Source organism: Oceanobacillus phoenicis (genome assembly GCF_047238145.1).
Classification (GTDB): domain Bacteria; phylum Bacillota; class Bacilli; order Bacillales; family Amphibacillaceae; genus Oceanobacillus.
Genome location: NZ_JBDFME010000001.1, coordinates 1,942,819 through 1,967,178, shown reverse-complemented (window position 1 = coordinate 1,967,178; position 24,360 = coordinate 1,942,819). Strand labels below are relative to the sequence as shown.

24 protein-coding genes and 1 tRNA gene are annotated in these 24,360 nt (G+C 34.5%); 4 read left to right on the top strand and 21 right to left on the bottom strand.

All coding sequences use genetic code 11. The features are described 5' to 3' along the window. Positions 1-618: 618 nt before the first annotated feature. The 8 genes from ABC346_RS09795 to ABC346_RS09760 form a co-directional block, all read right to left on the bottom strand. Positions 619-867 carry a glutaredoxin family protein gene (locus tag ABC346_RS09795; RefSeq protein WP_413234683.1) on the bottom strand — a complete coding sequence of 83 codons (249 nt, stop codon included), beginning with the start codon at positions 865-867 and terminating at the stop codon, positions 619-621. Beyond that, a complete protein-coding gene (gene rpoN, locus ABC346_RS09790; protein WP_413234682.1) occupies positions 857-2,149 on the bottom strand; it encodes an RNA polymerase factor sigma-54 in 1,293 nt (430 codons plus the stop codon). The genes ABC346_RS09795 and rpoN overlap by 11 nt, the downstream gene beginning before the upstream one ends. A 319-nt stretch (positions 2,150-2,468) precedes the next feature. Next, on the bottom strand, positions 2,469-3,998 hold the full coding sequence (locus ABC346_RS09785) for a solute symporter family protein (protein WP_413234681.1): 1,530 nt from the start codon (positions 3,996-3,998) through the stop codon (positions 2,469-2,471). A gap of 4 nt (positions 3,999-4,002) precedes the next feature. Beyond that, positions 4,003-4,338 carry a DUF485 domain-containing protein gene (locus ABC346_RS09780; protein ID WP_413234680.1) on the bottom strand — a complete coding sequence of 112 codons (336 nt, stop codon included), beginning with the start codon at positions 4,336-4,338 and terminating at the stop codon, positions 4,003-4,005. A gap of 410 nt (positions 4,339-4,748) precedes the next feature. Beyond that, entirely contained in the window at positions 4,749-5,651 is a 903-nt protein-coding gene (locus tag ABC346_RS09775; protein ID WP_413234679.1) for a fumarylacetoacetate hydrolase family protein, read from the bottom strand. A 66-nt stretch (positions 5,652-5,717) separates the two neighbouring features. Beyond that, positions 5,718-7,736, bottom strand: coding sequence for a TRAP transporter permease (locus ABC346_RS09770; protein WP_413234678.1), 2,019 nt, complete (start codon positions 7,734-7,736; stop codon positions 5,718-5,720). After that, positions 7,729-8,202: a DUF1850 domain-containing protein gene (locus ABC346_RS09765; protein ID WP_413234677.1), complete on the bottom strand. Its 474-nt coding sequence runs from the start codon at positions 8,200-8,202 to the stop codon at positions 7,729-7,731. The genes ABC346_RS09770 and ABC346_RS09765 overlap by 8 nt, the downstream gene beginning before the upstream one ends. Further along, the gene (locus ABC346_RS09760; protein WP_413234676.1) at positions 8,186-9,157 is read right to left on the bottom strand and encodes a TAXI family TRAP transporter solute-binding subunit; all 972 of its coding nucleotides are present in this window, start codon (positions 9,155-9,157) and stop codon (positions 8,186-8,188) included. Before ABC346_RS09760 ends, ABC346_RS09765 begins: the two co-directional genes overlap by 17 nt. A gap of 209 nt (positions 9,158-9,366) precedes the next feature. Here ABC346_RS09760 and ABC346_RS09755 point away from each other — a divergent pair, with 209 nt between their 5' ends. Continuing rightward, positions 9,367-9,870 carry a FixH family protein gene (locus ABC346_RS09755; protein WP_413234675.1) on the top strand — a complete coding sequence of 168 codons (504 nt, stop codon included), beginning with the start codon at positions 9,367-9,369 and terminating at the stop codon, positions 9,868-9,870. Between the two features lie 179 nt (positions 9,871-10,049). Here the strand turns inward: ABC346_RS09755 and ABC346_RS09750 are convergent, their stop codons facing one another. From ABC346_RS09750 to ABC346_RS09730, 5 genes are all read right to left on the bottom strand, one after another. After that, positions 10,050-10,973, bottom strand: a complete 924-nt coding sequence (locus ABC346_RS09750) for an ABC transporter permease (RefSeq protein WP_413234674.1) — start codon at positions 10,971-10,973, stop codon at positions 10,050-10,052. 15 nt (positions 10,974-10,988) lie between these two features. Beyond that, positions 10,989-11,990: an ABC transporter permease gene (locus ABC346_RS09745; protein ID WP_413234673.1), complete on the bottom strand. Its 1,002-nt coding sequence runs from the start codon at positions 11,988-11,990 to the stop codon at positions 10,989-10,991. 505 nt (positions 11,991-12,495) lie between these two features. Next, entirely contained in the window at positions 12,496-14,160 is a 1,665-nt protein-coding gene (locus ABC346_RS09740) for an ABC transporter substrate-binding protein (RefSeq protein ID WP_413234672.1), read from the bottom strand. Further along, a complete protein-coding gene (locus ABC346_RS09735) occupies positions 14,157-15,179 on the bottom strand; it encodes an ABC transporter ATP-binding protein (protein WP_413234671.1) in 1,023 nt (340 codons plus the stop codon). Before ABC346_RS09735 ends, ABC346_RS09740 begins: the two co-directional genes overlap by 4 nt. Then, positions 15,145-16,170: an ABC transporter ATP-binding protein gene (locus ABC346_RS09730; protein WP_413234670.1), complete on the bottom strand. Its 1,026-nt coding sequence runs from the start codon at positions 16,168-16,170 to the stop codon at positions 15,145-15,147. The genes ABC346_RS09735 and ABC346_RS09730 overlap by 35 nt, the downstream gene beginning before the upstream one ends. 188 nt (positions 16,171-16,358) lie before the next feature. Here ABC346_RS09730 and ABC346_RS09725 point away from each other — a divergent pair, with 188 nt between their 5' ends. Both ABC346_RS09725 and ABC346_RS09720 read left to right on the top strand, forming a co-directional pair. Continuing rightward, on the top strand, positions 16,359-16,751 hold the full coding sequence (locus ABC346_RS09725; RefSeq protein WP_413236540.1) for a reverse transcriptase-like protein: 393 nt from the start codon (positions 16,359-16,361) through the stop codon (positions 16,749-16,751). A 64-nt stretch (positions 16,752-16,815) separates the two neighbouring features. Next, positions 16,816-17,367, top strand: coding sequence for a shikimate kinase (locus ABC346_RS09720; protein ID WP_413234669.1), 552 nt, complete (start codon positions 16,816-16,818; stop codon positions 17,365-17,367). 106 nt (positions 17,368-17,473) lie between these two features. Here ABC346_RS09720 and ABC346_RS09715 read toward each other — a convergent pair. Next, positions 17,474-17,549 (bottom strand) — tRNA-Arg (locus ABC346_RS09715). Positions 17,550-17,791: 242 nt separating this feature from the next. Between ABC346_RS09715 and clpP the strand changes: the two genes are divergently transcribed. Beyond that, positions 17,792-18,373, top strand: a complete 582-nt coding sequence (gene clpP / locus ABC346_RS09710; protein ID WP_011066849.1) for an ATP-dependent Clp endopeptidase proteolytic subunit ClpP — start codon at positions 17,792-17,794, stop codon at positions 18,371-18,373. A 273-nt stretch (positions 18,374-18,646) separates the two neighbouring features. Here the strand turns inward: clpP and ABC346_RS09705 are convergent, their stop codons facing one another. From ABC346_RS09705 to rapZ, 7 genes are all read right to left on the bottom strand, one after another. Beyond that, positions 18,647-19,300, bottom strand: a complete 654-nt coding sequence (locus ABC346_RS09705) for a hypothetical protein (RefSeq protein WP_413234668.1) — start codon at positions 19,298-19,300, stop codon at positions 18,647-18,649. 37 nt (positions 19,301-19,337) lie between these two features. Then, entirely contained in the window at positions 19,338-20,009 is a 672-nt protein-coding gene (locus ABC346_RS09700; protein ID WP_413234667.1) for an alpha/beta hydrolase, read from the bottom strand. 226 nt (positions 20,010-20,235) lie between these two features. Next, positions 20,236-20,811, bottom strand: coding sequence for a TetR/AcrR family transcriptional regulator (locus ABC346_RS09695; RefSeq protein WP_413234666.1), 576 nt, complete (start codon positions 20,809-20,811; stop codon positions 20,236-20,238). 190 nt (positions 20,812-21,001) lie between these two features. Continuing rightward, on the bottom strand, positions 21,002-21,262 hold the full coding sequence (locus ABC346_RS09690; RefSeq protein WP_413234665.1) for an HPr family phosphocarrier protein: 261 nt from the start codon (positions 21,260-21,262) through the stop codon (positions 21,002-21,004). A gap of 143 nt (positions 21,263-21,405) precedes the next feature. Next, positions 21,406-22,350 (bottom strand): DNA-binding protein WhiA, encoded by a 945-nt coding sequence (gene whiA / locus ABC346_RS09685; RefSeq protein ID WP_413234664.1) that lies wholly within the window; start codon positions 22,348-22,350, stop codon positions 21,406-21,408. A gap of 35 nt (positions 22,351-22,385) precedes the next feature. Then, a complete protein-coding gene (locus tag ABC346_RS09680; protein WP_413234663.1) occupies positions 22,386-23,339 on the bottom strand; it encodes a gluconeogenesis factor YvcK family protein in 954 nt (317 codons plus the stop codon). A 1-nt stretch (position 23,340) separates the two neighbouring features. Then, positions 23,341-24,222, bottom strand: coding sequence for an RNase adapter RapZ (gene rapZ / locus ABC346_RS09675; protein ID WP_413234662.1), 882 nt, complete (start codon positions 24,220-24,222; stop codon positions 23,341-23,343). Positions 24,223-24,360: the final 138 nt, after the last annotated feature.

The following is a 24,360-nucleotide window of genomic DNA, read 5'->3' as shown; positions in this document are numbered from 1 at the left end:
TTACATTATGTCCCGATGACAACTTCATTATATCATAATTTAATTCGAATTCAATCGAAAAGCTTTATTTATTATGTCCTAAAAACAAATAGCTTAAAATACCTTTATTATAGATATTTCTACTCTTCACATTCCTCAGGAATATAAAGTAAAACTTCATTTAATGGGGGAATTCGTTCCTCACTACTGAATGCTAGTACCACATGGCCATAACCTAAAGGCCCTTGAGCCGAATCGGACATATACAAGCAGTTGAATATCCACTTATCTGCTTTGACACCTCATTATCTTGAAGTGCGTGTATTACTGCCCGTTACATCTGACATAAAAAATCTCTTACTTAGATAGCAAATATAATTTCGTTTTGCCATGTAAATAAGAGCTTCGAATTGAATGATTTATTTATTTTCATATTTGCCAAGTTTCATTAATCGGATTATAGAACAACTTGGCTTTGATTGGAACTGAAAACGACGATTCTCTCTCAGAATAACAGAGCTTGAAAATCCACTTAAAAAATTGTTCTTCTTTTTTCAAGTTAGTTGAAGCTGTGCCTGCTAAAAAGTTGCTGTCTGAAATAAATCAACAGAGCAATACCCTGATTTTATACTTTATATATTATAAATTTGACTCATTTAATAATCGATCTATATCTTTTATATTTAGTTGTTCACCGAAAAGTTCCGTTTGATTATATTCAATCACTGGAATTATCAACTGATATTTTTCGAGTAGTTCATCGGATGAGTAGATATCTTTTTTTATAATTGGAATGTCCTTTTTATTTAGCATTATTAGTAATTCTTCCGCTTCTACACATAACGGACAATTCTCTTTTGTATAGAAAGATATGTATTCATTTTTCATTATAATTAGCTCCTTTTCGTTTAACAGATGAAGGAATTTGCAGCTCATCACGGTATTTCATAATCGTTCTACGTGCTATTTTAATTTGATAACGTTCTTCCATCAATTGTCTTATTTTTTGATCTGATAGTGGTTTACTTTTATCTTCGAGATCTATTAAATCTTTAAGTAAATGCTTAATGACTATAGATGCAACGCCAGCTCCTTTTTGTACTTCACGTTGTAGAAAATATTTTAATGGTATGACGCCATGTGTTGTTTGAACATACTTCTGACGAATCGCACGACTAATCGTTGATATGTGAAGATCCAATTGTACAGAGAGCTCAGTCAATGTTAATGGTTTTAACATTTTGGGACCACTTTCAAAAAATGGTAGCTGTTTCTCTACAATTATCCGTATCACTTTCTCCAAAGTCGAGCTACGATAATCTATCGCCTGTTGTAGCATCTCTACTTCTTTTTGTTTTTTCTTCACAAATGAAGCAGCCTCTCCTTCTAAACCGTGATTATTATACTGACTATTTAATTGTATTGCAGGTGAAGACCAATTAAAAAAAGATATTTTCCATTCTGTATCTTCTTTAAAAATAGAGGCTTCGGGGATAATGAATTCTGTTTTAGTCGGTAATAAAAGTTTTCCTGGTTTTGGGTGACATAACTTAATCGATTCTATTAATTTTTGCGCTTTTTCTTCGGTAATCTCATAATTTAAAGCAATCTGATGTGAGTTTTCTTCTGCAAGTAATACAATATCTTCATTCATTAGCAACGCGATATAAGGTGCATCAATATTCATTTGCTTTAATTGAAGTTGAATACATTCCGTAAGATCCCGAGCACCAATACCAGTTGGCTCCAATGATTGAATATATGATAATGCTTCTTCAACTATAGTTAATTCTACTTCACAATAATCTGCCCAGTCTTCCATAGTTATATCTAAATAACCATCCTCATTTAATGAATCAATTCCAAAAATAATTACTGGTAATAAAGATTTATCTTCTATTTCTAAGACATATAGATTGGACTTTAATTGATCATATAGTGACAGTTCAGTTGTATTCATTTCATCAATGGAATAATCAGTAGTCCGAAATTGGGAGATGAGTTCCTTATCTATTGGCTGTACCTCTTCTATCAGTGGATTCTCTTCAGCAACTTGTTTCATATAATCATAAAGTTCCATGCCTGTTAATTGTAAAATTTCAATTGATTGATATAAGGATTGATTCATTTTCCACTGCAATGATTGATTCAATACAAGTCTTTGCTTCAACTCATCTCACCCCTTTTTATCTACTTCTATTTTGCCACGACTTATCATTTCTGTCATCTTCATTTCCAGTTCTTAACAACCATTCGAATTATAATAGACTAATCCTGTGAAAGGGATTACATTATATTCTACACCTGATTAATTAAAAAACCAATCTACTCCTGATAATAATAAAATCATAGAATAGATTGGTTATGAAAAACTGAATCAGAAATAGACTCCGCTTATCCATTCATACATGTAACGCATACATCCAAAAAACAAGTATAGATTACATAGAATGAAAATAGTCTTCATTTGTCATTAGTTCGATAGATAATTAGTTTCCACGATATCCTGTATTCGCTCGAACTTTAACTTCTGCATATCTCTCTGAGTCCAATTCCTTCGACATAATGGTTCCAAGAAATCCACCTAAGAAACCGATAGGAACAGATATTAATGCTGGATTGGTTAATGGGAATAATGGATCTCCAACAAAAATTGCGCTTCCGTCTAAAGCAAATACATTCGGACTCATAGAAACTAAAATTATCGCCGTTAATAGCCCTGACAACATCGCTGTAACTGCACCAGTTGTATTAAACCTTTTCCAATAAATGGTGTAAAGTATTACTGGTAAGTTTGCACTTGCTGCTACACAAAAGGCTAAGGATACGAGAAATGCCACATTTAACGATTGGGCAAATAGTGATAGTAGTATTGAAAATACTGACACACCCAAAGATGCCCATTTTGCTGCCAACATTTGCTGTCTATCCGAAGCTTTCCCCTTTTTAATTATTTGCCCATAAATATCATGAGCAAATGCAGAAGCACCCGATAGTACTAGACCTGCTACAACCGCTAATATAGTAGCGAAAGCAACTGCTGCAACAAATGACATTAATAAATCTCCACCTAATGCTTCTGCAAGAAGAGGTGCTGCCATATTTCCGGCAGGATTTGCTTGAAGTATATTGCTTTCTCCGACAAATGCTGCTGCACCAAACCCTAAGAATATAGTAAGAATATAAAATATCCCAACTACCCAGGTAGCTGTCACTACAGATGAACGTGCTGTTTTTGCATCTTTCACTGTAAAAAATCTCATTAAAATATGAGGTAACCCTGCCGTCCCTAGAACCAAAGCCAACATCAATGATATTGTATCTAGAGGCACGGTATATTGTAAGCCCGGTTGTAGATATGAATCACCATGACTAGTTACTGTTTTCACCTCTGAGAACATTTGAAAAATATTAAAGTTAAATTTCATTAACACTAAAAAAGCAATAATCACAGTTCCTAACATTAATAGTACTGCTTTTATAATTTGAACCCAACTGGTTGCAGTCATACCACCAAACAGTACATAGATAGTCATCATAACTCCGACTATTAAGACTGCTACCCAATATTCAATTCCAAATAATAATTGAATAAGTGCACCAGCACCTACTAATTGTGCAATCATATAGAAGATAACAATGGTAATCGTACTAATCGCTGCAACAGCTCGTACTTTTTTAGCATCAAATCTAGAATTAATCATATCAGCCAATGTGTACTTACCTAAATTACGTAAGGGCTCTGCCACTAGGAACATAACTACTAAGTATGCAATTAAAAATCCAATACTATAGAAAAATCCATCGAACCCGTATAATGCGATAGCACCTGCAATACCTAAGAAAGATGCTGCGGATAAATAATCTCCGGCTATTGCTAGTCCATTCTGCCACCCCGTTAAACCTCCACCAGCTGTATAAAAATCACCTGTGGATTGGGTCCGCTTTGCTGCAAAATATGTAATCACTAAAGTTAGTGATACAATTGCTAGAAATAAAATGATTACAATTAAGTTCATTAAACTACCTCTCCCCTTCTATTTCTTCTTCGATGATCTCATCAATCTGTTTATCAAATTTCGCTGAACGTTTTACATAGACGATACAAAGTACCCACGTCATTACAAACTGAGCAAAAGCAAATATCCACGCCCATGAAATATCGCCTATAGCAGTTCGATTAAGTATCGTGCTATAAGAAGTCATAATGGGTAAGGCAAAATAAAATGTTAAGAAAAAAATTGTAAGTGGGATAATAAATTTCTTTCGCTGATTGATTAAATCCTTAAACTTTCTACTGTTTGCAACCTTTTTAAAATCAGTCTTCTTATTGTAATCGCTTTCAACTTTTAACGGCAAACATGATTCCTCCTTTAAAAAGAAATGGATATTAATGTAAGAAATTTCATTAAATACATAATAAATTAATTAGAATAAAAATTCAATCTATTAAATAAAAGTATTCTAAAATTAAGAATATAGTCTTTTACTTTAATAACGTTAAAAGAATAATATTAGGCATTTATTACTAAATATAGTAAAACTTCGTTCAAAGGGGGTTTTCGTTCTTTCTACCACTTATCCTCTTCCGCTATGCCCTATCGTCTTAAAGTACTGCGTCCCTTACATATGGGATAAATGTAGCCTTGTTATTACACTTTTCCACTAAACATATAAAAATCCGAACTACATTCTTAGAACATAGTTCGGAGGTAAATAGGAATGATTATTGTTTTTGTAAATAGAGCATTATGAAGTCAATTTATTTATCAAACTTTTTTTACCACGTTTTCCATCACACCTATTCCTTCTATTTCTAATTTTATCTTATCTTTGTCTTTTACATATCCTGGAGGATCCATTGCAAACCCTACACCATCAGGAGTACCTGTCATAATTATATCTCCTGGTTTTAATGTAATTAAATTAGAAATAAATGACACGAGAAACGGTACAGAAAAAATTAAATGTTTGGTATTTGAATATTGACGTTTTTCATTATTAACATAGGATGCAATAGTCAAATTACCAGGATCTAAAATTTCATCTTTCGTTACAATCCAAGGTCCAATTGGAGTTGTATGATCTAAACTTTTACCTTGCAACCATTGAGGTGTCCGCTTTTGCAAATCCCTAGCAGATGTATCGTTTCCTATCGTATAGCCAGCGACATAATCCAAAGCATTCTCTTCATTCACATGGGAAGCTTCTTTTCCTATTACAATCGTTAATTCAACTTCATAATCCAATTTTTCAGTTACGGAAGGAAAATATATCTCCTCTTCTGGTCCAATTATCGCATTGTCAAACTTAGCAAATAGGACTGGAAATTCTGGAATTTCACTTTTCATTTCAGCTACATGATCCGCATAATTTTTACCGACACAAATCACTTTCTTAGCTATCCCTAATGGCATACCTAATTGAATATCATTCATAGAAAAAGTAAACTTACTATCATTAATCCCAACTAATTTTGTTGCTTCATCAATAAAATATTGCCCTTCTTGATAAAATAGCTCAGGTTGATAAGGTAATTCTATTATTGTTTTTCCATCTTGGATAGCCTTTTTTGACGCAAGATGTATATCTACAACCTCTTCATTTCCAGTGATAAAACCCATACGAAAACTAGAGTCGGATTCTTTTTTTCGATAACTTACTAGTCTCATTCCCCATTCCCCCATTCTATTCCATAGTATAAAACAATTTTCACTTCAAATCGAAAGAAGTAACTTTTAGCTTGCTGATTTTGTGGAAGAAATAGTTTCTTGCTTTTTATATTGAATCGTCTTCCAACCAAAAATAAGGATTACAATAATAATACCAATTATATCTGTATAGCTCTCTGGGATAATTAATAGTAACGAACCAATTCCTAATATGATACGAATCAACCACTGTAATTCCATTTTATAAAATCCTTCTAAGGCAGCACCAAACCCTATTATTCCTATAATAGCCGTCACGGTAATTATAACTACTTCAATTATTGGAGGAAATGGAAATTCCGTTGCATTTACTGCTAATCCTGATGGGTCAATGAATAACATCGCAGGGTTGTATACAAACATATAAGGAATTAGGAACCCAGCTAAAGAAAGACGCAGCGCTGTAAAACCTGTACGCATAGGATCTCCACCAGATATACCAGCACCTGCAAATGCTGCTAATGCTACAGGTGGTGTGATATTTGCAAAAATACCAAAGTAAAAAACAAATAAGTGAGCTACGAGTACTGGTACCCCAAACTCTGCTAGAGCAGGGGCAGTCATTGTAGCAGTAATGATATACGCTGGAATTGACGGTAATCCCATTCCCAAAATAATTGAAGCGATCATCGTTAAAAATAATGTGAAGAATAAAGATCCTGCACCGAAACTAGTAATTGCTGAAGTCATTACGGTACCAAAACTTGTTAAGTTCACAACACCAATAATAATTCCTACAACCGCACAAGCAACCATTACAGCCAATGACTGTCTTGCGCCGTCTTCTAATGCTTTGAGGATATCTTTAATCCCCATTCTACTTGTTTTTCGTAATGCCGCGATAATAATTGTTAATCCAATTGTATAAAGAGCAGCGAACCCAACAGGAACTCCCATATAAAGAAAAATGATCAAACCTACAATTGGTAAAAGAAGATGTCCTCTTTCTTTTAATACTTCTTTTACTCTTGGTAAGTCTGCTTTAGGTATTCCTTTAAGGTTTCTTCTTCCCGCTCGAAAATGCACTTGCATGATTACACCTAAGAAATATAAAACCGCTGGTATTAAGGCAGCAAGTGCAATTGTTCCATATGCAATCCCTGTTGTTTCCGCCATAATAAATGCGCTTGCTCCCATAATCGGTGGCAAAATTTGCCCTCCAATTGAGGCACTTGCTTCAACTGCTCCAGCGAAGTTTTTAGAGTAGCCAATTCGTTTCATTAATGGAATCGTAAATGCTCCTGTTCCAACTACATTTGCTACTGCAGCGCCATTGATACTCCCCATAAAACCACTAGAGATTACAGCTACTTTAGCAGGCCCCCCTTGTTTACTACCAGCTAATGCCATTGCTAAATCATTGAATAATTGTCCCATTCCAGACTTCGCTAAAAAAGCACCAAAAAGAATGAAAAGAAAGATAAATTGAACAGATGCACCGATAGCTGTTGAGAATAGGCCTTCTGTTTTTAAATATAGTTGTCCAAAAATATCTCCTAAATCAAATGGTCTGGTCATTAACATGTCAGGCATCCATAAATTATGGCTGAAAAAAGGATATGCAAGAAAGATTAAAGCAAGAATAGGAAGAATCCATCCTGTAACACGCCTCGCAGCTTCTAATACCAAGATAACCGTCAGTATGGCAAACAGAATATCTGCCATGTTCGGTATTCCTCCACGTGTTGTCATCAATGCATTATATTCCAAAATTAAATAGAGAGCTGAAGCAATACTTAATATAAATAATATCCAATCATAATATGGTATTTTACCTCGATATTGTTTTTTAAAAGTAGGATAGATTAAAAATATTAATGCTATTCCAAACGACATATGTACAGACCGTTGTAATAATGCTGGAATTGGATTAACCGTAACATATATATGATAAAGTGAATAAAGAATCGCAAGCAATGTAAGTACTAAGGCAATATTCTTATTCGTGACGGTCCGGACTCTAGATTCACTATCAAACTTCTCTAAAATATCCTGTGTTGAAGGACTGTGTTCGTCTTTTATTGTTTCTTGATGTTTCTTACTCATAAAGTTTCCCCTCCCAAAATTCCCATCTAAACACGTCTTTTACAGCTAAAGTTATATTGTTATAATTTTCTGTTTTTTCGTATAAGCGAACCTCTTTTTTATCGGTGGATAAAGTTGTTTTCACATTTTCCGACACGGCTACATTTAATTCTTTATAACTTACATCCATTTTCATATGTATATAACCATCTGAAGACGGTATAACTTCTCCCTGTGCAGGCACACCAGCACCAAAAGTCTTGAAATATGTTTCTACTAAAGTTAATTTATTTTGTTTAATTTCGTAGACTTCCACCCATTCTTCTTTTTCCACAGAATGAATCCATTGCAATTCAAACTTAACATCATAGATATAATAACTTTCTCCATCAATTTTCACTTCTATTACAGTAATTTTGTTAAAAAGAAAAAATAGGAGTACAACCGTAATTGCACCCCCTATAATACGTTTATTTTTGTTCTTCATAGTAACGCTCAGCACCTGGGTGTAATGGCGCAACATGTCCTTCTTGTGCGTCCTCTAACGAAATCTCTGTTGCAGCTTGATGTGAGTTTCCTAATTTCTCTAAGCTTTCAAAGAACGTTTTGGTTAATTGATAAACATCGTCTTCACTCATGTCCTCATGAACAACTAAAGCATTCATAATCGCAGCTGTAGGAACTGGTTCCGCGTTTCCGTATGTATCTGCAGGAATTTCTAAAGATACAAAATAAGAAGCATCTTGTGCAATTGACTCAACATCTTCAGGGTTTATAGTTACAAGGCGAATATCTAATGTTTCCGATAATTCCATTAATGAAGCATTAGGAAGTCCACTTGTTAAAAATGCTGCATCTAATTGACCAGCACGTAACCCGTCAGCTGCTTCTGCATACCCTAGATAATCTACTTCAATATCATCATATGTGATACCATGACCATTTAGTAAAGTTCTGGCATTTACTTCTACACCAGAATTTTGGTCACCTACAGCGATCCTTTTCCCTTTCAAATCCTCAAATGTTTCAATCCCTGAATCAGCAGTTGTTACAATTTGCACATAATTAGGGTATAACGACGCAATTTGATTTACTTTTTCAACCGGTTGCTCAAAACTTACTTCTCCCTCAATAGCTTGACTCACAACATCACTCATTGTGAATGCCATTTCTATCTTATCTTGTTCCATCAGGTTTACATTTTCAACGGATGCTCCTGTCGTTTGAGTTCTCGAGTTTATACCATAAACACTACTATATTCTTCAGCTAATGTAGTACCTATTATATTATATGGACCCGATGAGCCACCAGTAGCTATTGTGACGATATTTGTTTCTAAACTTTCTCCTGATTCACCTTCTGCATTCTCACTATCTCCTCCACATGCAGTAATAATAGGTATCAATAATAACAGTAATAATATTGCCCAAATCTTTTTCATTTTCCTTCCCCCTTATTTCCTTCATTTAATTAAGCGTTTTCATTAGTTATATTAATTTAATTTTTCTGTAAAGTCAATATAGTGACATTTTTACCAAAAATAGGTTATACAATAGTAAAATGGTATACATGTTGTCATGAAACGTTCAAAATAGAATGACAAATATATGATATACTCAATGATAGAATTAAATAATCGGAGGTATAATTATGAAAAAGAACAAAGCACTATTTATTGTATCCGTTTTATTTCTATTCCTCGCAGCATGTTCTCAGAATGAGGAAGATAATAATGCTAATGATGAGAATTTAGATGATGTTATACCAGAACTTACAGTTGACTTTGATATCCCTGAACAAGTAGAAAAAGGAGAAACAATTGATTTAACTGCTCATGTTACCTATGACGGTGTTCCTGTTGAAGATGCTGATGAAGTACTTTTCGAAGTCTGGACACAAGGGAATAGTGATCAAAGTGTTGAACTAGAGGGAAAACATCAGGAAAATGGTACGTATACTGCATCTTTTACATTTGAAGAAGAAGAGGTATATGAAATGTATGCACATACTACTGCAGAAGCCATACATAGTATGCCATTTAAGACAGTTATTGTAGGAAGTGCTACTCCTTCAGAAGAAGACGAGCATGACGAAATGGATCACGAACATCACCAAGAAGGACATGAATCGAAGAATCATGACGATCATGAATAATAGATGTAGATTTGAAAATAACATTATCACTTAAGGAAATATACTCTACTTTCACGGGCTAAAATATAAATGAGACTGCATAGGGCTGAAACCCTAAGATCTCATTTAGCGCCCGCGCACAGTAGAGTTTTTTTCTTTACCAGAATATCCAATTCGTTCTTGCAAATTGACTCTAATATCTAATGTTTCATCTTCGGATCCAATGCATCTCGTAAACCATCTCCAATTAGATTAAATGCAAGAACAACGAGCATTATACATAGCCCTGGGGCAATTAAAGTCCACGGCGCTAACTGAAGAAATGCTCTACCATCAGCAAGCATCCTTCCCCATTCCGGAGTAGGGTGCTGTGCTCCTAAGCCAAGAAATCCTAAAGCGGCAGCTTCTATTATTGCAGTCCCAAAGCTCAACGTAGCTTGTACGATAATAGGAGCTGTACTATTTGGCAAAATATGTTGAAAAATTATTCTACCATTCTTCATACCTTGAGCACGCGCAGCCATTATATACTCTTCTTCACGCAAACTAATTACTTTAGATCTTACCAATCTACCGAAAATCGGGATGTTAACGATGGCTATTGCCACTAATGCATTTTCTAATGATGGTCCCAAAATAGCTACGATTGCTATAGCTAATAGTATACTAGGAAACGCTAGTAAAATATCAAATATTCTGGAAATAATCATATCAATCCATTTCCCAAAAAATCCTGCGACAACTCCAAGTAACGTACCAAACAGTAATGCTCCTATAACAGCATAAAATCCTACCTTTAGTGAGACGGACGCTCCATATATAATCCGTGTAGCTATATCACGACCAATATGATCCGTACCGAGTAAATGCGCTTCTGATGGAGGCTGAAGTCTATTCGTAAGGTCTTGTTCTGCATAATTATAAGGTGTTAGCAATGGACCTATAATTGCAATAGCTAAAAATAGAAATAGTATGATAAAACCAATCAATGCTAGACGACTTTTAAATAAACTAGAAAGCGTCTCCTTCCACGGGCTAATTTCTTCTATATGATCGTGTTCTAATTGACCTACAAGAGATGGATTAGCAATTTGTTGTTCTGCATGTGAATTTTTGCTCGCCATTATGTTCCATCCCCCTTAATAATTAATCCTTGGATCGATTTTCTTATACAGGATATCAACAATGAGATTAATAATGACGAATAAAAATGCAATCACTAAAATCCCTGATTGAATAACAGGATAATCTCGGAAACTAATTGCTTCATACACATATCTTCCTATCCCTGGCCAGCTAAATATAGTTTCTGTTAATATTGCTCCACCTAACAACACGCCAGTTTGCAGTCCAATAACAGTAATTACAGGGATAATCGCATTTTTTAATGCATGTTTATAAATGACTAAAAATTGTCCTGATCCTTTTGCTCGTATTGTTCTAATGTAATCCGATTTCATTACTTCTAACATACTTGATCTTGTCATTCTTGCAATAATCGCCATCGGTATAGTCCCTAAAGCAATACTAGGTAGTACTAAATGTTTAAGAATAGTTAATGTACGTTGAAAATCAAGATGTATTAATGAATCAAGAACATAGAAATGAGTTATGGCGGCTATTGGATCCCTTGGATTCTGTCTACTATTTGCTGGTAACCACCCGAGTTCTTGTGCAAATACCCATTGTTCCATAAGTGCTAGCCAGAATACCGGCATCGACACTCCAATTAACGCAAACAACATCGCAAGAAAATCAAACCAGGAGTTTTGCTTCCAAGCACTGATAATTCCCGCATTTACACCTATTACAATCGCAAAAAGCATGGCGAAAAGAGTTAGTTCAAATGTAGCAGCTATATACGGCCAAATTTCGGTTGAAATATCTGCCTTTGTACGTAATGAAGTACCTAAATCCCCTTGTACCAAATCACCAAGATAGCTAGTATATTGTACAAGATACGGTTCATTCAATCCCATAGATTCTTCTAGATTTTTAATGGATTGTTCCGTAGCTGTTTCTCCTAGAATAACTTTAGCTGGATTACCAGGAATTAAATGTACAATAGAAAACGTTATAATTGTCATTCCGAGCAGAACTGGTATGAGCATTAATAATCTACGGCCTATGTATGCTAGCATTTCATCACCTCAGACTAAATTGGTTTTTAAATTTGCTCTATGTATTAGGTCCATAGATAATTAAAACAAATGAATATTATTCCCTATCCCAAGTGCCTGCGGTTATTAGGCAAATACAAAACAATAATTATTTATGGTAAATCTATATGGCTACTTCTCACATTTCCAACTAAATGAAAATGATAGAGCCCTTGTGTTTACATAATTAAGAAAAAGAGGTTGTAACAAAAAATAGATTTAATCTCAAAAGACGGTTAATAATTAAACAAGCATAAAAAATATACGAAAATCTTTGAAAATCAAAAATCGCTTTTCTGCGTGCGATGCAATGCTGACTTGGTCTTCCTTATCCTATGGAGAGGACTAGGTGAGTCCCCGATAAATAAGCCATCTGGAGGCTCACCAGCCGTCACTGTTGGATAAGCGAAGTATATTTCTGAAGCGAGTTCAAAAACCTATTCGGATTCATCTATTAGCTAAATACTTTTGCCCCAACCTCTTTCCTTTATTCTCCTAATTGTACTTCTGCTAGTGATTCACTAGTTGATAGGTGTGGCACATAATTTTGTACATTCGATGAGATAGCCATTACTGGTGTCGAGTGTACAAGTGTCACCATTGGGGAATCTTCAGATATTAGTTCTTGTGCCTGCATGTATAAATCCGCACGTTCTTCCTGATCAACAGCACGTTTTGCTTGGTTCAATAAATCATCCACTTCACTGTTTTCATAGAAGGTATTGTTACTACTTCCAATGTTTGAGCTATGCAATAGACTACTTAGGAAGTAATCTGGATCACCATTTGTACCAGACCAACCCATGATGTACATTTGATGTTCTCCTTGTTCCGTTAACTCCAAATATGGAGCCCATTCATGTGAAGTAATTGTTAACTCTATACCTACTTCTGATAAATTCTCTTGTACAATTTGAGCAACTGTTTCAGGATCTGGCATATAAGGACGTGCAGTTGGAGAAAGCATTAATTCAATTTCCAGACCGTCTGCATACCCCGCTTCTTCTAATAATTCTCTTGCTTTATCTGGATCATAAGCATATCCCGTTACCTCATCGTTATATCCTAAATAGCTTGGTGGTAGTGGATTTTTTGCTGTAGTTGCATAACCTGCATATAATGCATCCGCAATCGCTTGTTTATCAATCGCATAGTTAATCGCCTGTCTCACTTCTTTTTGATCTACTGGTTCTTTTTGAGTATGGAAACCTACATATCCAAAGTTATTTTCCCCACGAGTTAATAACTCAATACCTTCTTCTCCTTCTAATCCAGCAGCATCATCTGGGTTTAGCCCATCCATCATATCAATTTCACCTGACTGCAAAGCAATTAGACGTGCTGAATTATCCGGTATTACTTGGAAAATCACTTGATCTAGCTTAGGTTGATCCTCAACTCGATAATCTTCAAACTTGTCTAAAACAATTGAGTCATTTTTACTCCAACTGTTAAATTTAAAAGGTCCTGTCCCTACTGGGTTTTCAGTAATATCTGGACCATATTCCTCTAATGCAGCAGGAGATGTTATCGCAAAATAAGACATCGCTACATTTTGTAAGAAGAACCCTAATGGTTCTTTTAAAACAAATTCTATTTCATAATCACTTACGACATTGATTTCGTCTATTACATGTCCTTCATCACCTTCAAATCCACCAAACAATGTACTATAAATATTGTAAACAAATCCTTCATCTGTAAATGCGTATTCATGATTAGGGTCTGCCCATCTTTCATAATTTGTTTTTACAGCTTCTGCATTAAAATCTGTACCATCATGGAAAGTAACTCCTTCTTCTAAATAGAAAGTGTACGTAAGACCGTCTTCTGATATATCCCAATCATGAGCTAAACCAGGTTTTATCTCGAATGAATCCTTTTCAAAATCAAGCAAACTTTCTAGGATTTGTTTAGTGACTCTTGAAGATTCTCCATCAGTTGTACTTCCAGGATCTAGACTCTCCGAATCTCCACCTCGGGCAAATACAAGTACTTGGTCTTCAGAAGCGGAAGCGTCAGATCCAGTATCTTCTGTTCCTGCATCATCATCAGTATTATCTTCTTCTGGGTTCGCTCCTCCGTCACCAGAACATGCAGCCATTATTAAAACAAGTGCAAGCATTAACATAATCAGATATTTCTTTTTCATACTAGTTCCCCCTTTTTATGTTTTGATAAATGTTGCTGCTGATCATTATATAAATGACATGCAACAACATGATTATCTTCAACTGGTAAAAACTGTGGTAATTCCTGTTTACATATGTCCATTGCCATTGGGCATCTTGTATGGAATGGACACCCACTAGGTGGATCTTGTGGGCTTGGAACATCACCTTCTAAAATAATTCTCTCTCGTTGAATATCTGGGTCTGGATCTGGTACTGCAGATAACAACGCTTGAGTGTAGGGATGTTTCGCATGTTCATATAATTGATCTTTAGGTGCAATTTCTACCATTTTTCCTAAATACATCACACCAACACGATCACTAATATGCTTAACTACACTTAAATCATGGGCTATAAATATGTACGTTAACTGGAATTCATCCCGAAGTTTCTCCATTAAATTCAAAACTTGAGATTGCACAGAAACATCCAGAGCAGATACAGGTTCGTCACATATTATTAGTTTTGGATTATTAGCAAGTGCACGTGCAATTCCAATACGTTGCCTCTGCCCCCCACTAAACTGATGCGGATAACGTGAAGCGTGATAAGGACTAAGCCCGACAACTTTTAATAGTTCCTTAATTCTTTCTCTTCTTTCTGCCTTTTTTGCATCGGTATGTATCATTAAAGGTTCATTAATGATTTTTTCTACAGTATGTCTAGGATTTAAGGATGCATAAGGATCTTGAAAAATGATTTGCATATCCTTCCTCAACAACCTCATTTGCTCATTATTTAGCTTCGTAATATCTTTTCCTTCAAACAGCACTTCTCCCTCAGTTGGTTCGATTAATCGTAAAATTGATTTTCCGGTTGTTGATTTACCACAACCTGACTCACCAACTATTCCTAAAATCTCCCCAGGATATACTTCAAAACTTACATCATCAACTGCTTTTACTTCTCCTACTGTACGTCCCAAAACACCACCTTTGACAGGAAAGTATTTTTTAAGATTTTTAACCTCCAAGAGGGGTTGATTGTCTTGATTCATTAGCTAGAACTCCCCCTTCTTTTTCATCTTGAAGAAAACACCTACTCGTTCTGCCTTCACCAATATCATACAAATCCGGGCTCTCTTTAAAGCAACGCTCAAAAGCAAATTCACATCTTGGTGCGAACCTGCATCCAACATGGTCAAGATTCGGTTTAGCAACAGTTCCTGGTATAGAATATAATTGCTGTTCTTGTTCTCTGAGATTTGGAAGAGAGCGGATAAGTCCTTTAGTATAAGGGTGCTTAGGGTCTTTCAATACTTCACGCTTTGTTCCTTGTTCAACAACTTGTCCAGAATACATCACCAATACCCGATCACATATATCAGCCACAACACCTAAATCATGTGTAATTAACAAAATGGCTGTACCTTGCTTATCATTCAAACTCTTCATTAGGTCGAGTATTTGTGCTTGAATCGTTACATCTAATGCTGTTGTAGGTTCATCCGCAATAAGTAGTTCTGGATTACAAGCCATTGACATGGCAATCATAACTCTTTGTCTCATACCACCAGAAAGTTGATGCGGATATTCATTAACAATGGATTCAGCCCTTGCTATACCAACTAATTTCAGCATTTCTACAGATCTTTCAATTGCTTCTTTCTTTTTCATTTTATGATGTAAACGAATTGCTTCACACATCTGATTACCAATCGTGAATAACGGATTCAAAGAAGTCATTGGCTCTTGAAATATCATCGAAATTTCATTGCCGCGTATTTTCTTCATTTTTTTCTCCGTTGCCTTAGTTAAATCTTCCCCTTTAAACATAATCTCGCCTTCCACAATTTCGCCTGGAGGATTAGGTACTAATTTCATAATCGATAGAGAGGTCACACTTTTACCAGATCCGGATTCCCCTACAATTCCAACTACCTCTCCTTTTTTTATTTGCAAACTCACACGATCGACAGCGGGAATAGTTTCCTTCTTCGTCGTAAAGTGCGTACTGAGATTCTTTAATTCAAGAATAACTTCAGACAAAGATTCTCCCCCTTTTTATTTTTATATATTGCAAAGAGTTTATTATAATATACTGAAAATTAATTAAAATTGCAACACATTTATAATTTAGTATATTGATAATATTTTTGTCATTTTTCTTTTTAGAGGAAAACCCTTTATACTTAAAATAGTGTGTTGAAGTCTACTAATGATATGAGGTGTTTATGTTGATTGAGGTATATACAGATGGAGCAACATTAGGAAATCCAGGTATTGGTGGTGCAGGAATTTATATAAAAGACGGCAAACAGAGTTATCAATATTCTATTTCACTTTCGACTATGTCAAATCATGAAGCAGAATTCCATGCAATCATCCATGGGCTTCAATTATGTAAGAAACATTTTCCTAATGAAATATTATCTTTTCGTACAGATTCCAAGGTTGCAGCGGATTCAATTGAAAGGGGCTATACTAAAAATAAGCTATTTCAAGGTTTATTACATACAATAAATCAGATTTCATCAGAGTTTCCATTCTTTTTCATAAAATGGATTCCAGAAAAACAAAATAATCATGCAGATAAACTTGCAAAAAAAGCTATTCAACATCACTCATAAAATTCGTGCAAACTAAATTATATTCCATTATACTAACGTAAAGATGGTATGTAGGAGGAACAACATGGGGAAGTTTCCATTAAGAGAACAAAGCATAGTTTTAATAGGTTTTATGGGGGTAGGAAAAACAACCATAGGAAGAACCGTTGCGAAAAAGTTGTTTCGTGATTTTATCGATATAGATGAAGTAATTGAAAAGAAATTTAATATGTCTACAAAAGAGGTTTTTCACCATTACGGTGAAGAGACTTTCCGTAAAGCAGAAAGAGAAATAATTACGGATATATGTCAACAACGCTTAAAAGTAGTTTCCTTAGGGGGAGGCGCATTTTTACAAAAAGAAATACAAGATATTTGTTTACATTCAAGTATTATTTTTTACTTGGATTTATCTTGGGATCAGTGGAAAGATCGGATCGAATTATTAATGGAAAATAGGCCTGTATTACAAGGAAAGTCAATTGAAGAAATGAAACAACTGTACGAAGACAGAAAACCAATTTATGAACAACACCATTCACGTGTCATTACCGATGATCATGAAATTGAAGAAGTAGCAGATTATATAGTAGATTCATTGAAAATAGCTTGGGATATTTACGAACCTACTTCATAATGTATTATAGAAGTGCTTCTACCCTATCAATATAATTTCAATAGAAGAATAAGTACGTAAAAATGTAAAACCAAGGGAGTAAGTGATTCTTCCTTGGTTTTTTTAACGCGCCCGGAGGGATTCGAACCCCCGGCAAACCTGGTACCGGAAACCAGTGCTCTATCCAACTGAGCTACGGGCGCATAATATCAATTTTTAAAGACACATCCACTATTATACAGAGGTTCTATTATATAGACAAGCATTTTTTTATTGCTTTTATTAGGAATGCAATACGTTTATAATTAGATAAAAAGGGAATCATGGATATGGTAAATAAATAGTTAAACTTTTTGTTTGACCTTTATTGACCAATAAGCTATGATAAGTTTATACACATTCCATGGAAGAACTATTTCAATTGGAAATTAAAGGAGGATGTATGATGAATTTAGTACCTACAGTTATTGAACAAACTAACCGTGGAGAGCGCGCATATGATATTTACTCTCGTTTACTTAAAGATCGTATTATCTTATTAGGAAGCGGAATTGATGATAATGTCTCCAATTCCATAGTAGCACAGCTACTTTTCTTAGAAGCTGAAGACCCAGATAAAGATATCTCCTTATACATTAATTCACCTGGTGGTTCGATTACAGCTGGGATGGCGATTTATGATACGATGAATTTCATTAAGCCAAACGTATCTACTATTTGTATCGGTATGGCAGCATCTATGGGTGCCTTCTTACTTACAGCTGGTGAAAAAGGCAAACGATTTGCTTTACCTAATAGTGAAATCATGATTCACCAACCATTAGGTGGTACGCAAGGTCAAGCTACAGATATTGAAATTCATGCAAAACGTATTATTGATATTAAACGTCGTATGAATGAAATTATGGCTGAGAAAACAGGTCAACCTATTGAAGTTATTGAGCGTGATACAGAACGTGATAATTTCATGACTGCTGATCAGTCTGTTGAATATGGCTTAATTGATAAAATTTTAGAACGTAAATAGCCATTAAAAAATGTTGAGCCTATTTTAGCTCAACATTTTTTTGTATCCTTTAAACTTAATATCCAACAATTTCCTACGATTTTGAATAAGCATATAATACTATTATCCACCCTACCTATTCCGAGATCAAATGTAAATCCATCATTGTTAATCTGATGAATTTTACCACCTGACATCCCCATCCACTCTTTTCGTTAAATTCTGCATGTTGTAATCAATCGCCACACCAGTTCCACCGTCTTGTAGCGGGGCTACTACTACCCGTTATATGTATTATAAATCTCTTTCTACATGTCGTTTTGTAAATACTAAAAAGATGATTAATATTACTTCAAATCCGTTTGTGATTGCTCCACTTTCAATAGGAAAAGATACAATACTACCTATAGTCATTAAACTAGCTCCAACAAACATCCATATCCATTTCTCAAATATCCATAATAGGATTCCCGTCAATAGTAGAATGAAGGTAACAATTAGAATCATAATTGGTGGTCCGTAAGAAATTTCTGTAGGTATATAACGCAAAACACCAAATTCCCACTGCGGTTGTAGCGTTAAATTTAGAAGTTCAGATTGTATCTCAACTGTAATTAACAAAATTGTGATTAATGTAGCTCCATAGAGCGCTGTTTTCCTTATGTTAATATTTTTAGATTTTTCCAAAATCCCAATACAGTAAATAACTAATGTTGGTGTTAAAAATGCATGACTCCAATAACGAAGGTAACTTAAGTTTTCTAATAAAGATCCTTCTCCTATAAATCTCCCTATTGCAACAATTGCATTATCTACTATAAGTCCAACAATAACTAGATAAATAAATGAACGGCGTGAAGAATAAGAAATGATGTTTCTTCTATCTATAGAAAAGATTAATATACCAATATAAATTAATGTATATAAAAAGTATAAATAGCCATCCATATAGGTTCCTCCTTACATTCGTTTATAAATTATATGTCTATTCGTTATTCACCCAATCTAAGATGGACTCTATGACTATGTTTTGTTGCTCAACTACAGAAATAGTAGCCTCGCCATCACCCTTTTGTTCACAATAAACACCAAATTGCGAATGATTTCCTCCACTTATCTCTTTCATTACCGTATTCTCAGATAGTAAATTAGCCGACTCATCTATTTTATCGAGTGTAGTGAGACCATCTTTATCTGCAAACAAAGATAAGATAGGTATAGAAGTGTTACTAAAATCACTATTTTCACTTGGAAAAGAACCTAGGAAAAAAATACCTGTGATTACATCTGAATGATTTTTTGCATAGTTTGCTGCAGCAACGCCTCCTAATGAATGACCTCCAATAAACCAATTTCCCACAGAAGGATATTTATCTATGATTTCATCCGCTTTATCAATTTCTAAAATTGGTAAATTTAATCGCACATTAGGTATCGCTACAAAATATCCATGTTTGGATAATTCTTGACCGTAATAGCTGTATGCTTCTGGTTCTACTTTAGCTCCTGGATATATTATGATTCCTCCTTTAGTTTGTCCTTCTCCCTTTGAGTCAAAGACTAACCAATCTTCGAAATACGTTACCTCATCTACATCCACTAACTTTAATTTACTAGATGGTTCATAGGTTTGTTGAGTCCAATAATAAAAGGTCAAACCACTTACAAGTAATAATAAGAGTAGTACTAGTAAAATTATTTTTAATAGTTTTTTTATACCACCATGCGGTACTTATCAATTGATAAGTAAACCGCATAATAAAAGAGATCAAGTCAATATTTTTTAGCTGAATGAATTTCATAATAAGATATTTTCTATGAAATCCAAATGCTTCCACCTAAGTTAAATACTTTGTCTGCCTTAACCTCTTAAGATTTTTATATTATGAATTTACTGTACCATGTAAAATAAAATCAACAAGTAAATCATACTGAGTGGATAATGATTGAGTGTTTCTAGTCCAAGTCGACATTGTTTGTCCCATCGTTAACAAACAAAATCTTGCAGCATCTTCAGGGGCAATATGTTTTCTTAATTTACCTTTTTCCTTCAATTCTTCAAACACGTTAATAAACGGCTCTAAGTATGTTTCTCTCCATAATAAATAAATTTTATGTTTGTTCTCATGTTTAAATTCAACCGAAATATCATGAATCATCATCATAATACTAGTAGGGTGTTCATCAGCTAATATCTCCAACATTAATCGTAACCGTTGTTCCAAAGGTTCATCAGAGATCAAATTTAATTTGGATTTAATTCTCTTTACAAACCTTGTTAACATTTCAATATACAAGGATTCTTTATCTGGGTAATGATAATATAATGCTGGTTGAGATATCTTACATCTAGCTGAGATTTCACGAGTGGTAACAGAGCGATACCCTTTTTTCATAAACAATTCTTCAGCAATCTGTAAAATACGCTCTTTTGAATCTTCATCTTTATTGCGAGGCATTTTTTAATCTTACTCCTTTAAATTATTAAGCTTCGTCTTTTAATGCTACATTAATATTATTTATTTTATCTAGATAAGTTTCTACATTTTAAAGGAGACTGTATATCGTATACATAAAACCAGACTACCATTAACCCTTGGTATTATAGTAGTCTTTTAAGATATTGTTACTATCTACATATTTGTTATTTTAAGCTTCTACATCGTATACATATTTTTCTAAATGCTCTATTGCTGTATCCTCATCAGGTCCTTCAGCAATCAATTTTATTTGTTCTCCTTTTGTAATTGCCAGACTCATCAGTCCCATTATACTTTTTGCATTTATTTTCTTATTATCTTTTTCTAAAAAGACATGTGATGAAAAACGATTTGCTTCTTGAACAAATAGTGCAGCCGGTCTAGCCTGTAATCCGGTATCTAATTCAACCGTTACCAATTTTTCTATCAATACTCTCATCCTCCCCTAAACTCGAAAACGCTATCAAATAGTTTCTGATAGAGAATTATCTATCAGCAAACACATCATTAAATTATAAATATTATGAAATTAATCGTATTATATCATAATACTCTAGTTACCGCATTACTTGTCTAAGATAAGGTTTCTCCTCGTTTAATCTTTTCAGCGAACTCATCTATTTTTTTTAGTCGGTGATTCACACCTGATTTTGAGATGGTACCACTGGCAACCAATTCACCTAGTTCTTTCAATGAAACATCTTCATACTGTATTCGAAGTTTTGCTATTTCTTGCAATTTCTCAGGCAATTGATCGAGTCCAACCGTTCGCTCAATTAATTTTATATTTTCAATTTGTCGAAATGCCGCTCCTATTGTTTTATTCAAGTTAGCTGTTTCACAATTCACAAGTCGATTAACAGAATTCCTCATATCTCTAACAATACGTACATCTTCAAATTTAAATAATGCTTGATGTGCACCAATAATACTTAGGAATTCGGTTATCTTTTCCGCTTCCTTCATATATACGATATAGCCATTTTTTCGTTCTAATAATCGTGCATGAAGGCCATAGGAATTCAACAATTTCTGTAAAGATTCTGCGTGCTCTTCATAATAATTGAAGATTTCTAAATGATAGGATGATGTTTCAGGATTATTCATCGATCCTCCAGCTAAAAATGCACCTCTTAAATAAGACTTTTGACAGCATTCTTTTTCCAAATATTTATTTGAGATTGTTCGTACAATTGTATATTGGTTTTCAATTAAATCTAGATCTTCTAGAAGTAATTGTACTTCCTCTTTTAATCGTACAATATAAACATTATTCTTTTTTAATTTCATTTTTTTACGGACGAGTAATTCAACTGCTATCGAATAGTTCTCCTTAATCAATGTATAGATGCGTCTCGCTATTGCTGCATTCTCTGTTTGTACATCTAAAGAATAACCTTGGCGTGAAATGGAAATTGCACCATTCATCCTGACCAAGGCTGCCAGTTCTGCTAATTGACAACATTTTTCTGATTCTATCGCTGTCAATTCTTTTTTTATTTCGGATGCGAAAGACATGTTACTCCCCCCTTTTCTTATAAAATTTATACAAATTACACAAAATCAAATAGTAATGATGCTATCTTTTCATTGTCATGTCGTAAAGAACCATGTGACTCGGCTAAAATATTTCCTGCAATCACATGCAAGCCCATATCGTTTAATCTTTTTTCATCAAATGTCACCGGCATTGCATTCTCGCTTTTATAAAGAGCTTGAATTTCATCTGGAATTTTCTTATCATGAACAACGATTGCATCTATACACGCTTCACCAATATGATCATGAATTGCTTTTACATGATCAGAAGCTGTGTAATTCGTGGTTTCACCGTCTTGTGTCATTGCATTACATACATATACGACTTTTGCTTTTGAAGAAGCGATTGCCTCTTTTACTTGTGGAACAATTAAATTAGGCATAATCGAAGTATATAGACTACCAGGAGAAATCACGATTAAATCTGCGGACTTAATCGCTCTTACAGCGTTTGGTAATGGTTTGACAGGTTGAGGTTCAAGAAATACTCGTTTTATTTTCTTTTGAGCTAGCGGAATATTTGACTCACCTGAAACAATTTCTCCATCTATCATTTCAGCGTGTAATGACATATTTTCATTCGATATTGGATATATTTTTCCTTTTACATTTAAAACTCGAGAAATTTCTTTAATTCCATTGTTAAAATTGCCAGTAACTGAAGTCATTGCTGCTAACAAAAGATTTCCCATAGAATGTCCGGATAATCCATTTCCTTGGGTAAAACGATGTTGAAACAACTCTAATAGCATTGGTTCAGCATCAGAAAGTGCAGCAATTACATTCCGAATATCTCCTGGTGCAGGTATTTCCATTTCGGTACGAATTCTACCTGTACTACCTCCATCATCCGCTACAGTAACAATTGCTGTTAAGTCAATAGGTAGTTTTTTCAAACCTCTTAATAATACAGGCATTCCAGTTCCTCCACCAATTGCTACTACTTTTGGTTTGCTTACTGTCCCCATATTATAAAACCTTCCTTTTGTCTATATCACGATGACTTACATGGGTAGTATACCCATTACTTAAACCTTTAGAGAAATGCTCAGCTAATGCTACTGATCTGTGCTGTCCACCTGTGCAGCCAATTGCTACCACAAGTTGTGACTTCCCTTCTTTTTTATATTGAGGAAGCATAAATTTAAGTAAATCTGTTACTTTATCAATAAATGTCTGCGTGTCCGTCCATTTGAATACATATGAGGATACATCTGGATTTAATCCCGTTAACGGTTGTAAGTTTGCTACATAATGAGGGTTTGGTAAGAATCTCACATCGAATACAAGGTCGGCATCAATAGGAAGCCCATACTTGAAACCAAAAGATACAAAATGTACAGAGAATACTTCTTGCTTTTCTTCTTTATATACTTTCAATATTTTCTCTCGTAAATTTCTCGGTTTTAAACTCGTCGTATCAATAATTCGTTGAGCTCTTCCTCTTAGTTCATCCAAGATTTCTCTTTCCTGTTTTATTCCATCTAATGGCAATCCACCAGTAGCTAATGGATGAGAACGTCTTGTCTCTTTGTAGCGCGTTACTAAAGCTTCGTCCTTGGCATCTAAAAATAAAATATGGCCTTCTAACCAATTCTCTTTAGCTAATGCATCTAAGGCTTCAAAGAGTGAATCAAAGAATTCTCTTCCCCGTAAATCCATGACTAATGCAACTCTTTGAATATTATTTGTTGCATCTTTCATCAAGTCTAAAAATTTTGGAAGTAATGCAGGAGGTAAATTATCAACGCAATAATACCCTAAATCCTCAAAACTCTGAATAGCGACTGTTTTCCCTGCACCTGACATTCCAGTAATGATTACGAGCTTCGTTTCTTGTTCTTGATTCATTATCCTCGCCCCTTTATTGCATTCTTTTCTATATATAGATTAGATGTTTTTTATATTAACTCTAACATATATTATACAATGAAGTAATTCACCCCAACAAGCAATTAAAAGAACTTAGAATACTCGACAAAACTGGAC

Bases quoted from the DNA above. Each gene is read 5' to 3' on its own strand.
- ABC346_RS09795 (WP_413234683.1), bottom strand. From the start codon at position 867: ATGAAAAATGAATACATATCTTTCTATACAAAAGAGAATTGTCCGTTA.
- ABC346_RS09785 (WP_413234681.1), bottom strand. From the start codon at position 3,998: ATGAACTTAATTGTAATCATTTTATTTCTAGCAATTGTATCACTAACT.
- ABC346_RS09775 (WP_413234679.1), bottom strand. From the start codon at position 5,651: ATGAGACTAGTAAGTTATCGAAAAAAAGAATCCGACTCTAGTTTTCGT.
- ABC346_RS09770 (WP_413234678.1), bottom strand. From the start codon at position 7,736: ATGAGTAAGAAACATCAAGAAACAATAAAAGACGAACACAGTCCTTCA.
- ABC346_RS09765 (WP_413234677.1), bottom strand. From the start codon at position 8,202: ATGAAGAACAAAAATAAACGTATTATAGGGGGTGCAATTACGGTTGTA.
- ABC346_RS09760 (WP_413234676.1), bottom strand. From the start codon at position 9,157: ATGAAAAAGATTTGGGCAATATTATTACTGTTATTATTGATACCTATT.
- ABC346_RS09755 (WP_413234675.1), top strand. From the start codon at position 9,367: ATGAAAAAGAACAAAGCACTATTTATTGTATCCGTTTTATTTCTATTC.
- ABC346_RS09750 (WP_413234674.1), bottom strand. From the start codon at position 10,973: ATGGCGAGCAAAAATTCACATGCAGAACAACAAATTGCTAATCCATCT.
- ABC346_RS09745 (WP_413234673.1), bottom strand. From the start codon at position 11,990: ATGCTAGCATACATAGGCCGTAGATTATTAATGCTCATACCAGTTCTG.
- ABC346_RS09740 (WP_413234672.1), bottom strand. From the start codon at position 14,160: ATGAAAAAGAAATATCTGATTATGTTAATGCTTGCACTTGTTTTAATA.
- ABC346_RS09735 (WP_413234671.1), bottom strand. From the start codon at position 15,179: ATGAATCAAGACAATCAACCCCTCTTGGAGGTTAAAAATCTTAAAAAA.
- ABC346_RS09720 (WP_413234669.1), top strand. From the start codon at position 16,816: ATGGGGAAGTTTCCATTAAGAGAACAAAGCATAGTTTTAATAGGTTTT.
- clpP (WP_011066849.1), top strand. From the start codon at position 17,792: ATGAATTTAGTACCTACAGTTATTGAACAAACTAACCGTGGAGAGCGC.
- ABC346_RS09705 (WP_413234668.1), bottom strand. From the start codon at position 19,300: ATGGATGGCTATTTATACTTTTTATATACATTAATTTATATTGGTATA.
- ABC346_RS09695 (WP_413234666.1), bottom strand. From the start codon at position 20,811: ATGCCTCGCAATAAAGATGAAGATTCAAAAGAGCGTATTTTACAGATT.
- whiA (WP_413234664.1), bottom strand. From the start codon at position 22,350: ATGTCTTTCGCATCCGAAATAAAAAAAGAATTGACAGCGATAGAATCA.
- ABC346_RS09680 (WP_413234663.1), bottom strand. From the start codon at position 23,339: ATGGGGACAGTAAGCAAACCAAAAGTAGTAGCAATTGGTGGAGGAACT.
- rapZ (WP_413234662.1), bottom strand. From the start codon at position 24,222: ATGAATCAAGAACAAGAAACGAAGCTCGTAATCATTACTGGAATGTCA.